This is a genomic window from Bradyrhizobium sp. LB11.1 (genome assembly GCF_040549385.1).
Lineage (GTDB): Bacteria > Pseudomonadota > Alphaproteobacteria > Rhizobiales > Xanthobacteraceae > Bradyrhizobium.
Genome location: NZ_JBEPTH010000001.1, coordinates 452,762 through 466,632 on the forward strand (window position 1 = coordinate 452,762; position 13,871 = coordinate 466,632).

The window sequence follows — 13,871 nt, forward strand, 5'->3', positions numbered from 1 at the left end:
TCATGCCAACGACGCGTCGACAGTTCTTGAGCTTCGCCGGAAGCGTGACGGTTGTTGGAACGATTCCGATTGTCACGCTACGACCGGTCGAAGCGACGCCCGCGATGCTCAACACCGCCATCCGCAGCGTCGTCGGCGAAGCCCCAATTCACACCGGCAAGGTCAAGCTCGACATTCCGCCGCTGGTCGAGAACGGCAACACGGTGCCGATGACGGTGAACGTGGCGAGCCCGATGACGGCGGACGACTACGTCAAGAGCATCCACGTCTTCAACGAGAAGAACCCGCAACCGAACATCGGCAACTTCTATCTGAATCCTTCTTCCGGCCGCGCCCAGGTCTCGACGAGAATCCGGCTCGCCGACACCCAGAAGGTGGTCGCGATCGCCCGCCTCTCCGACGACAGCTTCTGGCAAGTCGCCGCCGACGTGGTCGTCACTCTGGCCGCCTGCACCGAGGAGATGAACTGATGGCCGCCCTCATCAACGTCCCGGCGAAGGCCAAACGCGGCGACATCATCGAGATCCGCACGCTGACGTCGCACATCATGGAAACCGGCTTCCGCCACACCATGGACGGTGCGCTGGTGCCGCGCGATATCATCACGAGCTTCACCTGCCGCTACAACGGCGCCGAGATCTTCCGCGCCGATCTGTTTCCGGCCATCGCCGCCAATCCGTATTTGTCGTTCTTCACGGTCGCCAATGAGAGTGGCAAGCTCGAGTTCGAATGGATCGGCGACAACGGCTATTCGTCCGCCGCATCGGCATCGATCACGGTCGAATGAATTTTTGTCGCGCGATAGTGCTGGCGGCGCTTGTCGCCACGGCCCCTGCCCTGCTCGCCGGTGAAATCCCGCCCGATGGGCGCCGTTCCGGCTATTCCTTCATGGGCCCCGATACGCGCGCCATGCAGGATGACGATACATCGAATCCGGGCATGCTGTTCGTGCTCGACGGCGAGGCGCTGTGGACGAAGAAGACGGGCAGCGCCGACAAGGCGTGCGCGGACTGCCATGGCGATGCACGACGCAGCATGAAGGGCGTCGCGGCGCGCTATCCCGCGTTCGACAAGGCGCTGGCGCGTCCCGTCACACTCGACCAGCGCATCAACCTCTGCCGCGCCAATCATCAGCGGGCGAGTCCACTGCCTTACGAGAGCCGTGACATCCTCGCGCTGTCCGCCTTCGTTGCCCACCAATCACGCGGCGTCGCAATCACGGTGGGCGACGATCCACAGCTTAAGCCTTTCGTCGAACAGGGCCGCCATCTCTTCATGCAGCGCGAAGGGCAACTCAACCTCGCCTGCACCAATTGCCATGACGACAACTTTGAGAAGCGCCTCGCGGGCTCGCCGATCACGCAGGCGCAGCCGACCGGCTATCCGCTCTATCGGCTGGAGTGGCAGACGCTGGGATCGCTGGAGCGGCGCTTGCGCAGCTGCATGACCGGCATCCGCGCCCAAGCCTATGACTACGGCGCGCCCGAGTTGGTCGCCCTCGAGCTTTATCTGATGTCGCGGGCGCGCGGAATGCCGATGGAAACGCCGGCGGTGCGACCGTAACGCCCAAATTAGGGCTAGGCAGGCGTGGAACGGTCGCTAGTATCCCCCCAAATTGAGTCATAGGGAGGAACTAAAGTGGCTGACTACAAAATCTCGCGCCGTACGCTTTTGACTGGCACTGCCGCAGCGGGCGCGCTCAGCCTGACGGGATTGCCGGCGCGCGCCGAGGTCAACTGGAAGAAATATGCCGGGACCAAGCTGGAGGTGATCCTCGCCAAGGGACCGCGCGGCGACAATCTGCAGAAATACGTCAAGGAATTCACCGAGCTCACCGGCATCCAGGTCGAATCCGAGCAGATTCCCGAGCAGCAGCAGCGCCAGAAGGTCGTGATCGAGCTGACGTCGGGACGGCCGAGCTTCGACGTCGTCCATCTCAGCTATCACGTGCAGAAGCGACAGTTTGAGAAGGCCGGCTGGCTCGCCGACATGACGCCCTACATGAAGGATCCGGCGCTGACCGCGCCCGACCTCGTCGAGAGCGACTTCTCGGCCGCAGGCCTGCAATACGCCAAGAACGACAAGGGCCAGATGCTGTCACTGCCCTGGTCGGTCGACTATTTCATTCTCTATTACAACAAGGAGCTGTTCGCGAAGAAGGGCATCGCCGTCCCCAAGACCCTCGACGAGATGGCTGCGGCCGCCGAGAAGCTCACCGATCCCAAGGAAGGGATCTACGGTTTTGTCGGGCGCGGCCTGCGCAATGCCAACATGGCGATGTGGAGCAACTTCTTCCTCGATTACGGCGGCGAATTCCTCGATGCCAAGGGCAACATCCTGACCGACGGTCCGGAAGCCATTGCCGCAACCAAGCTTTATCAGACGCTGCTGACCAAGTCGGCACCTCCAGGCGTCGCCGGCTTCAACTGGATGGAATCGATGGCCTCCTTCACCCAAGGACGGGCCGCGATGTGGATCGACGGCGTCGGCTGGGCGCCCCCGCTGGAGGACCCGGCCGCCTCGCGCGTGGTCGGCAAGGTCGGTTACACCGTGGTGCCCGCCGGTCCCAAGGGACAATATTCCTCGACCTATGGCGACGGCATCGGCATTGCCGCGGCGAGCAAGAACAAGGAAGCCGCGTATCTGCTCTGCCAGTGGGTGGTTTCGAAGACGCAAGGCGCGCGGCTGCTGCAGGCCGGCGGCGGTGTCCCGTTCCGCAACTCGATCCTTGGCGATGCCGAGGTCCAGAAGGGCGTGAAGACCAAGGAGTGGCTGCAGTCGGTGATCGATTCCGGCAAGATCAGCAAGCTTGGCCTTCCCGTCGTGATCCCGGTCGCCGAATTCCGCGATATCGTCGGCGCGGCGGTCACCGCGACCCTGTCCGGCGCCGACCCCGCAGCGGAACTGAAGAAGGCCAACGATCAGTTCCGACCGATCCTGGAGCGTAGCGAAAAGGCGTGAGTGCGTTGACACAATCGACTCCGGGCGCGGCACAGTCTGATGCCGCGCCGGAGAAGGAATTGCGGCCGCCCTCCTATTGGCCGTTTGTGGTGCCGGCGCTGGTCGTCGTGATCGCCATCATCATCTTCCCGTGGGTCTTCACAATTTGGATGAGCCTGAACGAATGGAAGGTCGGCTCGTCGACCACCTTCGTCGGGTTCTCCAACTATCTGCGTCTGACCAGCGATCCTCGCTTTATCGAGGCGATCGGACATACGCTGGTTTACACCGTGCTCTCCGTGGTGCTGCCGCTCGTGTTCGGCACATTCGCAGCCGTGGTGTTCCACCAGAAATTCGCCGGCCGCGGCTTCCTGCGCGGCATCTTCATCATGCCGATGATGGCGACACCGGTGGCGATCGCGCTGGTCTGGACCATGATGTTCCACCCGCAGCTCGGCGTGCTCAATTACCTGCTGTCGCTGGTCGGCATTCCTCCGCAACTCTGGGTCTTTCATCCGGCAACGGTGATTCCTTCGCTGGTGCTGGTCGAAACCTGGCAATGGACGCCGCTCGTCATGCTGATCGTGCTCGGCGGCCTCGCCGCGATCCCGAGCGAGCCCTACGAGAGCGCGCAGATCGACGGCGCCAATCTCTGGCAGGTGTTCCGCTTCATCACCCTGCCGCTGATCATGCCGTTCCTGTTCATTGCCGGCATGATCCGCATGATCGATGCGGTGAAGAGCTTTGACATCATCTTCGCGATCACGCAGGGCGGACCGGGCTCGGCGTCGGAGACGATCAACATCTATCTCTACAGCGTCGCCTTCTCCTATTACGACCTCGGCTACGGCTCGGCGATCGCGGTCGTGTTCTTCCTGCTGATTGTCCTGCTTGCGGCGGTGATGCTCTACGCCCGCCAACGCATGCTGTGGACTGAGATCGCGAGCGACGCATGACCCCGAAGCAAATCATCGGCAAGATCAGCCTGTGGTTCGCGGTGCTCGTCATCGTGTCGCCGGCAATCCTGTTCTTCCTCTGGATGGTGTCACTCTCGCTGAAATTCGAAGTCGACAACGCCGCCTACCCGCCGGTCTTCATCCCCGAGCATTTCGCCTGGAAGAACTATGCCGACGTGGTCGCCTCCAATCGATTCGTGACCTATTTCTTCAACAGCCTGATCGTGACCGGGGGCGCGACGGCGCTCGCGCTGATCGTCGGCGTCCCCGCCGGCTACGGCATTGCGCGCATGGCCGCCCATAAATCTGCGATTGTGATCCTGATCGCCCGCATCACGCCCGGCCTGTCGTATTTGATTCCCCTGTTCCTGCTGTTCCAGTGGCTGGGACTGCTCGGCACGCTGGTGCCGCAGGTCATCATTCACCTCGTGGTGACGGTACCGATCGTGATCTGGATCATGATCGGCTATTTCGAGACGACGCCGCTGGAGCTGGAGGAAGCTGCCCTGATCGACGGCGCTACGCGCTGGCAGGTGTTTCGCCACGTCGCGCTGCCGATCGCCAAGCCTGGCATCGCGGTCGCCTTCATCCTCGCAGTGATCTTCTCCTGGAACAATTTTGTGTTCGGCATCGTGCTGGCGGGACGCGAGACGCGCACCCTGCCCGTCGCTGTCTACAACATGATCTCGTTCGACCAGCTCAGTTGGGGCCCGCTGGCCGCTGCGGCGCTGATCGTCACGCTTCCGGTGCTGCTGCTCACGGTGTTTGCTCAGCGGCAGATCGTGGCCGGGCTCACCGCGGGTGCGGTCAAGGGCGGGTAGTCACGTCTAGTCTGTGGCCCTCATCGCCTCCAGAACCGCGGCCGAGTCTGCGACCCAGCCGAAGATGCCGCCCTGGGCCTTGATCATCTTCAGGCCCATCTCGTGGAACTCGGGGAAGTAGGATGCGCAGCCGTCCGAGATGACGACGCAGCGATAGCCGCGGTCATTGGCCTCGCGCACGGTGGTGTTGACGCACACCTCGGTGGTGACGCCGCACACCAGAAGGTTCTCGATGCCGTATTTCTCCAGCACATCGGTCAGCTCGGTGGCGTAGAAAGCGCCTTTGCCGGGCTTGTCGATCACGACCTCGCTGTCGAGCGGATAGAGCTCGGGGATGATGTCGTGGCCGGCTTCACCGCGGATGAGAATGCGGCCCATCGGACCGGGATCGCCGATGCGCAAGGACGGCGCGCCGCGCTCGACTTTCGCCGGCGGTGCGTCGGAGAGATCGGGCAAATGTCCTTCGCGGGTGTGGATCACCAACATGCCGGTGTCGCGCGCGGCCTTCAGCACGGCACTGATGGGCTTCACCGCGCGTGCGAGCTGGCTGACATCATTGCCGAGCGTCTCGCCGAAGCCGCCGGGCTCCATGAAATCGCGCTGCATGTCGATGATGACGAGCGCTGTGCTCGCCCGGTCGAGCTTGATCGGCTCGGGCTCGGCGCTGATGACGCCCAGTGTCGGCTTGGTTGAGTTCAACATGACGCCCCCGCGAGAACTCTCTTTGTCACGAGTTCTGCAAGCGCCGTGCCATTGTGTACAATTGTAGCGGGGCGCGAACGGCACGGGAATTTGCTGCGCAGTCAAAAGGTTAAGTCAGCCACTGACGGCTGCTTATTCCCTGTGCGACGGCTTTGCGACGTGCATTTGCTTAAAGGATGAGCGGCCAGATTGGCCTCTAGTGTGCAGTCCCGTACAGCCTCTGATGCTCATTCTCATACGGCGCATAGGAATCCTTTAGCGTCGCCATGTTGAGCAACATCGCCGCCACCAGCGTGCCCGTCCCGTCGAACACGCGCGTCTTCACCCAGGCACTCTCGGTGCGGCGGCTGCCGGACAGCGCGACCACTTCGCGTTCGACCTCGTACGCCTCGTCAACGAAGAGCGGCCCCTTCACCAACCGGATTTCCTGATCGGCGAACAGGCCGACGGCCGGCCCCTTCGCCGGCAACGGATCGTCCTTGGAACGGTGTTGAAACAGCACGCTCAACATCTCCATCGGGATGATGGCTCTGCCCCACGGATTGTCCGCGCCGGAATAGTAAGGAGAGTTCTCGGTGATGACTGCGAGCTTCTGCCGCAGCGAGAACGGATAAAGGTCGCCCATGTTCTGGTCAAATGCCATCCGCACCGCCTGCCGCTTGCTCGTCTGCGCCACCTTCACATCGCGCAGGATCACGGGATCGGCGAGCGGCCTGAGCTCGGTCAGGCGCGTCTCGAGCGCGGTCGCAGCGCGGGGATCGCCGACCGAAGCCGAGCCGCGCAGCACCTCGGTGCCGTCGCGCTTCACCATCTGAATCTGGCACTGGCTCGTACCCGGCAACGGCTTCGACAGAATTGCCTGCACCTCCTCACCCTCGAAGCAGGCATTGCGATAATGGGCGGAGAGACAGCCGCTCTCGAACCACGCCTGTCCCCACAGCCGTGCGCCGAGCGGGGCAAACTGGCTGAAATGGGTCGGTCCCTCGATGGTCCCACCCTTGAAGCCGAGTTTCTGCGCAGTGGCATCGTCGTGGATGGAGGCATGCGCGTCATAAAGCTGCGCGTGCAGCATCTGGCGCGGCTGGCGCCACGGCCCGATCAGGGCTTCTGCTGTCTCAGTGATCTCGGTGGCGAATGCGTTTGCAGCCATGGTGTTCTCCACAAGCAGCCATGACTAGCAGGAGCGCCACGGATGCGGCTAGCCGTATTGACTTCACAGGGCCATGCCCTTGACTGTCATAATTCGCGTCGCGCAGCCGCAAACCCCTCCCGCAGCGCAAACCCCGCCGAGTAAGAGACGAGGACTTCCGAAATGACGCTGATGCAGGTCGAGCTGGACGACAAATACCGGCTCGAATCGAAGCGGATCTTCCTGTCCGGCACCCAGGCCCTGGTCCGTCTGCCCATGTTGCAGCGCGAACGCGACCGGCTCCAAGGGCTCAACACCGGCGGCTTCATCTCGGGCTATCGCGGCTCCCCTCTCGGCATGTACGACCATGCACTCTGGCGCGCGAAGTCGCACCTCCAGCAGCACGACATCGCCTTTGTCCCCGGCCTGAACGAGGATCTCGCGGCGACCGCTGTCTGGGGCAGCCAGCAGGTCGGCCTGTTTCCCGGCGCCAAGGTCGATGGCGTGTTCGGCATCTGGTACGGCAAGGGCCCCGGCGTCGACCGCTCCGTCGATGCGCTCAAGCACGCCAATGCGGCCGGCACCTCGCTCAATGGCGGCGTCCTCGCGCTTGCCGGTGACGACCATGGCTGCCAGTCCTCGACGCTGGCGCACCAGAGCGAGCAAGTGTTCGCGGCGGCGCTGATCCCCGTAATCAATCCGGCGACGCTGCAGGATTATCTCGACCTCGGCCTCTATGGTTTCGCGCTGTCGCGCTTCTCCGGCTGCTGGGTCGGCTTCAAGGCGATCAGCGAAACCGTCGAGAGCTCGGCCTCGATTGACAGCGATCCCGAGCGCATCAAGATCATACTCCCCGACGATTTCGAGATGCCGCCCGGCGGCCTCAACATTCGCTGGCCCGATCCGCCGCTGGAAGCCGAGCGGCGGCTGTTTGGGCCGAAGATGGCCGCGGTGCAGGCCTTTGCCCGCGCCAACCGGCTCGACCGCATCGTGCTCGATTCCAAACCCGCACGGCTCGGCATCGTCGCGACCGGCAAGGCCTATCTCGATCTGCGCCAGGCGCTCGCCGACTTGGGCATCACCGACAAGGACGCGCAGGATCTGGGCCTGCGCATCTACAAGGTTGCACTGACTTGGCCGCTGGAGGAAAGCGGCGCCAAGCGCTTCGCCGAAGGCCTGCAGGACGTGCTGGTCGTCGAAGAAAAGCGCGGCTTCATCGAAGACCAGCTGATGCGCATCCTCTACAATATCGACGCGTCCAGACGCCCGACGGTCACGGGCAAACGCGACGAGAGCGACGCGCCGCTGCTGCCAAGCGAGGGCGAGCTGACACCGACCATCGTCGCGGGCGCTCTGGTGGCGCGCTTGCGCAAGCTCGGTCACCACAGCCCGGTGCTGGAGCAGCGCCTCGCCCGGCTCGAGGCCTTCGACAATCCCGTCGCCGCCACCACGCAGATCAAGCTCGCGCGCACGCCGTTCTTCTGCTCGGGCTGCCCGCACAACACCTCGACGCGCGTGCCTGAGGGAAGCCGCGCCATGGCCGGCATCGGCTGTCACGGCATGGCCCTGAGCATGCCGACCCGCCGCACCGATCTGATCTCGCACATGGGCGCCGAGGGTGTAAACTGGATCGGGCAGTCGCCGTTCACCACCGAGAAACACATCTTCCAGAACCTCGGCGACGGCACCTACACGCACTCCGGGCTTCTTGCTCTTCGTGCGGCGTCCGCCGCCGGCATCAGCATCACCTACAAGATCCTCTACAACGATGCCGTCGCGATGACCGGCGGCCAGCCGGCCGAGGGCGCCTTTAACGTCGCGCAGATCGCGCACCAGGTCTGGGCCGAGGGCGTGAAGCGGCTTGCGATCGTCTCGGACGATCCGGGCAAATATCCCGACGGCAACTATTTCCCGCAGGGCGCGACCATCCACCATCGCCGCGAGCTCGATGCCGTGCAGCGCGAGCTGCGTGACATCAAGGGTCTCACGGTCGTGATCTACGACCAGACCTGCGCCGCGGAAAAGCGCCGCCGCCGCAAGCGCGGTCTGTATCCGGATCCGGCAAAACGCGCCTTCATCAACGAACTCGTCTGCGAAGGCTGCGGCGATTGTTCGCAGGCCTCCAACTGCGTCTCGGTGCAGCCCCTGGAAACGGAATTTGGCCGCAAGCGCCAGATCGACCAGTCCAACTGCAACAAGGACTTTTCCTGCGTCGAAGGCTTTTGCCCGAGTTTTGTCACCGTGCATGGCGGTTCGCTCAAGCGCATGAAGACCTCGGCGGTCGACTCAGGCCAGCTGTTCGTCGATTTGCCGCTGCCTCCCACGCGCGAGCTCGACGCTCCCTACAACATCCTCGTCACCGGTATCGGCGGCACCGGCGTCATCACCATCGGCGCCCTGCTCGGCATGGCCGCCCATGTCGACGGCCGCGGCTGCTCGGCGCTCGACTTCACCGGCCTCTCGCAGAAGAACGGTGCCGTGATGAGCCATGTGCGCATCGCGCAGAGGCCGGAGGACATCTCGGCGGTCCGCATCACCACCGGCGGCGCCGACGTCATCCTCGGTTGCGACATGATCGTCTCGGCCGGCCCCAGCGCACTCAGCCGCGCCGAGCGCGGGGTAACCAAGGCCTATATCAACGCCGACCTGCAGCCGACCGCGAGCTTTGTACAAAACCCCGATCTCGATTTTGAGATGGGCACGATGCAGACCGTGCTGCGAGACGCCGTCGGCGACAAGAACCTCGATATCATCGACGCGACGGGCATGGCAGCCGCACTGATGGGCGACAGCATCGCGACCAATCCCTTCATGCTTGGCTTCGCCTTCCAGAAGGGCGCGATCCCGCTGTCGCTGGAGGCGCTGCTCCGCGCCATCGAGATCAACGGCGCGGCGATCGAGATGAACAAGCTCGCCTTCACCTGGGGACGTCTGGCGGCCCATGACATGTCGCGGGTGCGCAGCGTGCTCCAGTTCAAGAGCCGGGCCTCCGCGCCGACGAAGTCGCTCGACGACATCATCGCGACCCGTGCGGAGTTCCTGATCGGCTATCAGGACAAGGCCTACGCCGACCGCTATCTCGGGGCTGTCGCCAAGGTGCGGAAAGCAGAGAGCGGTGTCTCGCCCGCCTCCACGGAGTTAAGTGAGGCAGTCGCAAAAAACCTGTTCAAGCTGATGTCCTACAAGGACGAGTACGAAGTCGCGCGTCTCTACACCGACGGCAGCTTTGCGCAGAAGGTGTCGGAGAAGTTCGACGGCGACTTCACGCTGAAGTACCACCTGGCACCGCCGGTTCTCGCGAAGCGGGACAAGACGAGCGGACATCTCCAGAAGCAGGAGTTCGGCGGTTGGATGCTCCACGCCTTCCGCGTGCTGGCCAAGCTGAAATTCCTGCGCGGCGGCGTGTTCGATCCGTTCGGCCGTACAGAGGAGCGCCGGACCGAGCGGAAGCTGGTCGAGGATTATCTGGCGATGATCGATCAGCGGATGGCCGGGCTGAAGGCGGAGCAGATCCCGTTGCTGGCGCGGCTCGCGCGCGTGCCGGAGACGATCCGCGGATTCGGACACGTCAAGGAATCCAACGTCAAGCTGGCGAGGGCCGAGAAGGCACGGTTGGAGGCGGAGCTCGAGAACAGCCGGTTTGTAGCGGCGGCGGAGTAACTGTTAGGTCGCGCGCTCTCTCTACACGTCATTGCGAGGAGCGAAGCGACGAAGCAATCCAGAGTCTTCCCGCGGAGGCATTCTGGATTTCTTCGCTACGCTCGCAATGACGCGGATATAGTGGACGCGACAATCAGACAGATGCCTTTGCGGCGATCGGCGCCATCGTCGCCCCTTCCCCCAAATGCCGCCCCGCAATATACCCGAACGTGAGCGCCGGTCCCAGCGTGATGCCCGGCCCGGGATAATTCCCGTTCATGATCGAGCCCATATCGTTACCGCAGGCGTAGAGGCCCGCGATCGCTGTGCCGTCCTCGCGCAGCACACGCGCCTGCGCATCGACCTTCATGCCGATGGCGGTGCCGAGATCGGCCGGATAGATCCGCATCGCGAAGAACGGCGCGCGGAGGATCGGCGCGACACAAGGGTTGGGCTTGTGGCTGATATCGCCGAGGTGCCGCTGGTAGATGGTGCTGCCCCGGCCGAATTCGCGATCGCGGCCCTCCTTCGCATCGGAATTGTACCTCGCAATGGTCGCACCAAGCACAGTCGGCTTGATGCCGATTGTCGTCGCGAGCTGCGCGAGATCAGGCGCCTTGATCAATTCACCGCTCGCCACATAACGCCGGACATTGCGTGTGAACGGCTTGATGCGGCCGAGGCCATAGCTCCACAGGAACGGACGGTCGCAGATCAAATAGAACGGCCGGTCCGGCTCGCCATTGCCGTCGCGCAGCATGGCGAGCACGAACTCGTGGTAGGATAGCGCCTCGTTGACGAAGCGGCGACCCGCGGCGTTGACGACGATCACGCCGGGTTTGGCGCGATCGGTCACGGTATGGGGGAACACGCCGCGGCTGCCGTCGGCGCGGCGGAACAGCGAGGCCGGCACCCAATAGGCCGGACTGGTCGCGTCCGTGTTGAGCGCGGCACTGGCCGCCATCGCGAGCCGAAGCCCATCACCCGTGCCTGCTGTGTTGGTGGCCGAGACGAAGCCGGCCGCCGCGGGGAAGAAGCGTTTGCGCAAAATCGGATCGTGCGAGAAGCCGCCGGTCGCGAGCACCACACCGCGGCGCGCAGCTATCGAACGATCGCGCGAGCCATGGCGAATGACAACGCCGCTGACGCGATCGCCCTGCATCGACAAGTCCTCGACATCCGCGCTGAAAAGGATCTCGACCTGCCGCGCCAGCAGCGATACATAGAGCCGCGCAGCAAGCGCATTGCCGAGATGCAATGTCGTGCCGCGCGGGCTGCGCAGCCGCTGCAGCGCGTACTCCAAGACCAACCGCGCCGCGCGCAGGGTCGAGCGCAGTGATTTTCCGATCCGGCGCAGATGCGGGATGTCGAGCCGATTGACCATCATCCCGCCAAACAGCGTGAACTCCGGCAGTGGCGCACGCAGCCGCGCGAAATGCGCGCCCAGCCGCGTGCCGTCGAATGCGGCCGGCTCCAGCACACGTCCGCCCGGTGTCGCCCCCAATCGCTCCGGATAATAGTCCGGATAGGCTTTCACCGGTTGCAGGCGCACTTCCGTGTTGGCTTCGAGATAGGCGATCGCCTCCGGCCCGCGCGCGAGGAAGGCGGCGCGCAGGCCCGCATTGGCGGGCTCGGGCACCGTGCTCGACAGATACTGGACGGCATCGGTGATGCTGTCGGACAGCGCCGCCTCTTTCATCTTGGCATTGGCGGGAATCCAGACCATACCGCCGGACCACGCGGTGGTGCCGCCGACAAGGGCGGTCTTCTCGATCACGAGCACGCGCAAGCCTTCGGCTGCGGCCACCGCGGCCGCGGTCATGCCACCGGCGCCAGCGCCGATAACAATGACGTCGTAGGTCTCATGCGCCGGCATCATGCGGCAAGGGTCCGAAGGCGAGGCATGACACCGTCATACCCCGCCCGCGGCCTCACAGCTAGCGCTGGGGCTTCCGCTCGATCGGATCGATGTCGATCGCCCGCAGGCGCCCGTGCCGCAGCACGTCCATGGCGAGCCGCCGGCCGATCCGGTCGCGGTCGAGCACCCGGATCAGATCGTCGACGCCGTTGATGTCGACGCCGTCGAGCCTGATCACGACGTCGCCGGGCAACAGACCCGCCTTCGCCGCCGGGCCGTCCTGCTCGATCTGCATCAGCAGCGCGCCCATCTTGTTCTCGACGCCCGCCAGCACCGCGTGCCGCCGCGGCACCGGCGCGGTCTGTCCGGCGACACCGATAAAGGCGCGGCGGACGTAGCCATGGCGAATGATCTCCGACAGCACGAACTGCGCGGTGTTGCTCGCGACCGCGAAGCAGATGCCCTGCGCGCCATTGATGATGGCGGTGTTGATGCCGATCACCTCCGCATTCGACGATACCAGTGGTCCGCCGGAATTGCCGGGATTGAGCGCAGCATCGGTCTGGATCACGTCTTCGATCGTGCGACCGCTGACGGAGCGGATCGAGCGCCCGAGTGCCGAGACCACACCGGCGGTGACAGTCGATTCAAAACCGAGCGGATTGCCGATCGCGATCACGACCTGACCGCGCCGCAACGTCTTGGAATTGCCAAGCGCCGCATAGGGCAGATCGCGCACGCCGTCGGCGCGCAGCAGCGCCAGATCGGTGTCGGGGTCGACGCCGAGCACCCTTGCATCACCCACGTTGCCTTCGACATCGCGCAGCCGGATCTCCTTGGAGGAACCGACCACGTGACTGTTGGTGAGCACAAGCCCGTCCGGCGAGATCACGATGCCGGAGCCGAGCCCGCCGCGCTCGCGGCCGTTCGGCACTTTTGGCCCGGTCTCGACACGCACGACGGCGGGGCCGACGCGGTCGGTCACGTCGATCACAGCATTGGAATAGGCGTCCAGCAAGGCCCGGTCATCGACCGCGGCAGAGCCTCTCGTTCGCGATGACGCGGCGTCATCGACGATATCTGAAGTGAAATCCAGCATGGCAAAAGTCCTTGAGGCTCACACAGATGGTGGCCAGTTCCGTCAGGCGCAAGTGCCTGCCCGGGGTGCAAAGCTGGACTGCCCGGGTGGCTAGGGCGCTCGCCGCAGCGTACCGGACCTGGCCTTGACCGGATCGAGCAGCGACCAGTCGCCATCCGGGAGCACGTAGCCCTTGGGGAACGGCGCGCGCAGCTCGAGCCCGAGCGAGCGCAGCACGCGATCATCGCGGTAGTAGCATTGCAGCACGACGCGAACGAGCGTTGCCGCGGCCGCACCGCCGTGCTTGCGAAACTCCTGCGCTACCGCATCGCGCTTCGTGGCATCCAGCTCTGCAAGCGGCCCTCCTGCGAGCCGCGCCAGATGTTCCAGCGCTGCCGTCACCAATTTGGTGTCGCGGCCGAGCGTCGCAAGGATATCGGCCTGGATCGCGGCATCGTCAGCGCCGGGCATATTGTACTCGTCGCTGGCAGGAACGATCATCGCGGCGATGGTGCGGAGGTCGTCGCGCTGCCGAGGCGAGAGGGAGAGTTGATCAGGCATTGTGTCCTCTTCTGGCGCTCGCGCCGCGACGAAGGTCTGCTCCCTCCCCCGCTTGCGGGAGAGGGTTGGGGAGAGGGTGCATCCACATAGAGACTCCCCAAGAGGAGAGAACCCGGCACTTCGTGCCGACCTCTCCCGCAAGCGGGAGCGGTGCACCGAGCGCGCCGCTACGTTTGAATATCATCAT

12 protein-coding genes are annotated in these 13,871 nt (G+C 64.3%); 7 read left to right on the top strand and 5 right to left on the bottom strand.

The annotated features are described in order from the left end of the window. Positions 1 to 2: 2 nt before the first annotated feature. The 6 genes from ABIA96_RS01990 (at position 3) to ABIA96_RS02015 (ending at position 4,717) form a co-directional block, all read left to right on the top strand. Entirely contained in the window at positions 3 to 470 is a 468-nt protein-coding gene (locus tag ABIA96_RS01990; RefSeq protein ID WP_354135328.1) for a SoxY-related AACIE arm protein, read from the top strand. Continuing rightward, a complete protein-coding gene (soxZ, locus tag ABIA96_RS01995) occupies positions 470 to 787 on the top strand; it encodes a thiosulfate oxidation carrier complex protein SoxZ (protein ID WP_354135329.1) in 318 nt (105 codons plus the stop codon). The genes ABIA96_RS01990 and soxZ overlap by 1 nt, the downstream gene beginning before the upstream one ends. After that, entirely contained in the window at positions 784 to 1,563 is a 780-nt protein-coding gene (gene soxA / locus ABIA96_RS02000; RefSeq protein WP_354135330.1) for a sulfur oxidation c-type cytochrome SoxA, read from the top strand. The genes soxZ and soxA overlap by 4 nt, the downstream gene beginning before the upstream one ends. Positions 1,564 to 1,638: 75 nt before the next feature. Then, positions 1,639 to 2,961 (top strand): ABC transporter substrate-binding protein, encoded by a 1,323-nt coding sequence (locus ABIA96_RS02005; RefSeq protein WP_354135331.1) that lies wholly within the window; start codon positions 1,639 to 1,641, stop codon positions 2,959 to 2,961. Further along, on the top strand, positions 2,958 to 3,896 hold the full coding sequence (locus ABIA96_RS02010; protein WP_354135332.1) for a carbohydrate ABC transporter permease: 939 nt from the start codon (positions 2,958 to 2,960) through the stop codon (positions 3,894 to 3,896). Before ABIA96_RS02005 ends, ABIA96_RS02010 begins: the two co-directional genes overlap by 4 nt. Then, positions 3,893 to 4,717, top strand: coding sequence for a carbohydrate ABC transporter permease (locus ABIA96_RS02015; RefSeq protein WP_354135333.1), 825 nt, complete (start codon positions 3,893 to 3,895; stop codon positions 4,715 to 4,717). Before ABIA96_RS02010 ends, ABIA96_RS02015 begins: the two co-directional genes overlap by 4 nt. Positions 4,718 to 4,723: 6 nt before the next feature. On the opposite strand, the gene ABIA96_RS02020 is transcribed toward ABIA96_RS02015, so the two are convergent. Next, positions 4,724 to 5,419: a cysteine hydrolase family protein gene (locus ABIA96_RS02020; protein ID WP_354135334.1), complete on the bottom strand. Its 696-nt coding sequence runs from the start codon at positions 5,417 to 5,419 to the stop codon at positions 4,724 to 4,726. 196 nt (positions 5,420 to 5,615) lie between these two features. Continuing rightward, on the bottom strand, positions 5,616 to 6,569 hold the full coding sequence (locus ABIA96_RS02025) for a hypothetical protein (protein ID WP_354135335.1): 954 nt from the start codon (positions 6,567 to 6,569) through the stop codon (positions 5,616 to 5,618). 162 nt (positions 6,570 to 6,731) lie between these two features. Here ABIA96_RS02025 and ABIA96_RS02030 point away from each other — a divergent pair, with 162 nt between their 5' ends. Next, positions 6,732 to 10,208 (top strand): indolepyruvate ferredoxin oxidoreductase family protein, encoded by a 3,477-nt coding sequence (locus ABIA96_RS02030; RefSeq protein ID WP_354135336.1) that lies wholly within the window; start codon positions 6,732 to 6,734, stop codon positions 10,206 to 10,208. A gap of 133 nt (positions 10,209 to 10,341) precedes the next feature. Here the strand turns inward: ABIA96_RS02030 and ABIA96_RS02035 are convergent, their stop codons facing one another. The 3 genes from ABIA96_RS02035 to ABIA96_RS02045 form a co-directional block, all read right to left on the bottom strand. Beyond that, positions 10,342 to 12,066, bottom strand: coding sequence for an FAD-dependent oxidoreductase (locus ABIA96_RS02035; RefSeq protein WP_354135337.1), 1,725 nt, complete (start codon positions 12,064 to 12,066; stop codon positions 10,342 to 10,344). 58 nt (positions 12,067 to 12,124) lie between these two features. Then, on the bottom strand, positions 12,125 to 13,144 hold the full coding sequence (locus ABIA96_RS02040; protein WP_354135338.1) for a S1C family serine protease: 1,020 nt from the start codon (positions 13,142 to 13,144) through the stop codon (positions 12,125 to 12,127). Between the two features lie 90 nt (positions 13,145 to 13,234). Further along, a complete protein-coding gene (locus ABIA96_RS02045) occupies positions 13,235 to 13,684 on the bottom strand; it encodes a hypothetical protein (RefSeq protein WP_354135339.1) in 450 nt (149 codons plus the stop codon). Positions 13,685 to 13,871: the final 187 nt, after the last annotated feature.

Coding starts and splice junctions, on each gene's coding strand:
- ABIA96_RS02035 (WP_354135337.1), bottom strand. CDS start 12,066: ATGATGCCGGCGCATGAGACCTACGACGTCATTGTTATCGGCGCTGGC.
- ABIA96_RS02025 (WP_354135335.1), bottom strand. CDS start 6,569: ATGGCTGCAAACGCATTCGCCACCGAGATCACTGAGACAGCAGAAGCC.
- soxZ (WP_354135329.1), top strand. CDS start 470: ATGGCCGCCCTCATCAACGTCCCGGCGAAGGCCAAACGCGGCGACATC.
- ABIA96_RS02045 (WP_354135339.1), bottom strand. CDS start 13,684: ATGCCTGATCAACTCTCCCTCTCGCCTCGGCAGCGCGACGACCTCCGC.
- ABIA96_RS02020 (WP_354135334.1), bottom strand. CDS start 5,419: ATGTTGAACTCAACCAAGCCGACACTGGGCGTCATCAGCGCCGAGCCC.
- ABIA96_RS02030 (WP_354135336.1), top strand. CDS start 6,732: ATGACGCTGATGCAGGTCGAGCTGGACGACAAATACCGGCTCGAATCG.
- ABIA96_RS01990 (WP_354135328.1), top strand. CDS start 3: ATGCCAACGACGCGTCGACAGTTCTTGAGCTTCGCCGGAAGCGTGACG.
- ABIA96_RS02015 (WP_354135333.1), top strand. CDS start 3,893: ATGACCCCGAAGCAAATCATCGGCAAGATCAGCCTGTGGTTCGCGGTG.
- ABIA96_RS02040 (WP_354135338.1), bottom strand. CDS start 13,144: ATGCTGGATTTCACTTCAGATATCGTCGATGACGCCGCGTCATCGCGA.
- soxA (WP_354135330.1), top strand. CDS start 784: ATGAATTTTTGTCGCGCGATAGTGCTGGCGGCGCTTGTCGCCACGGCC.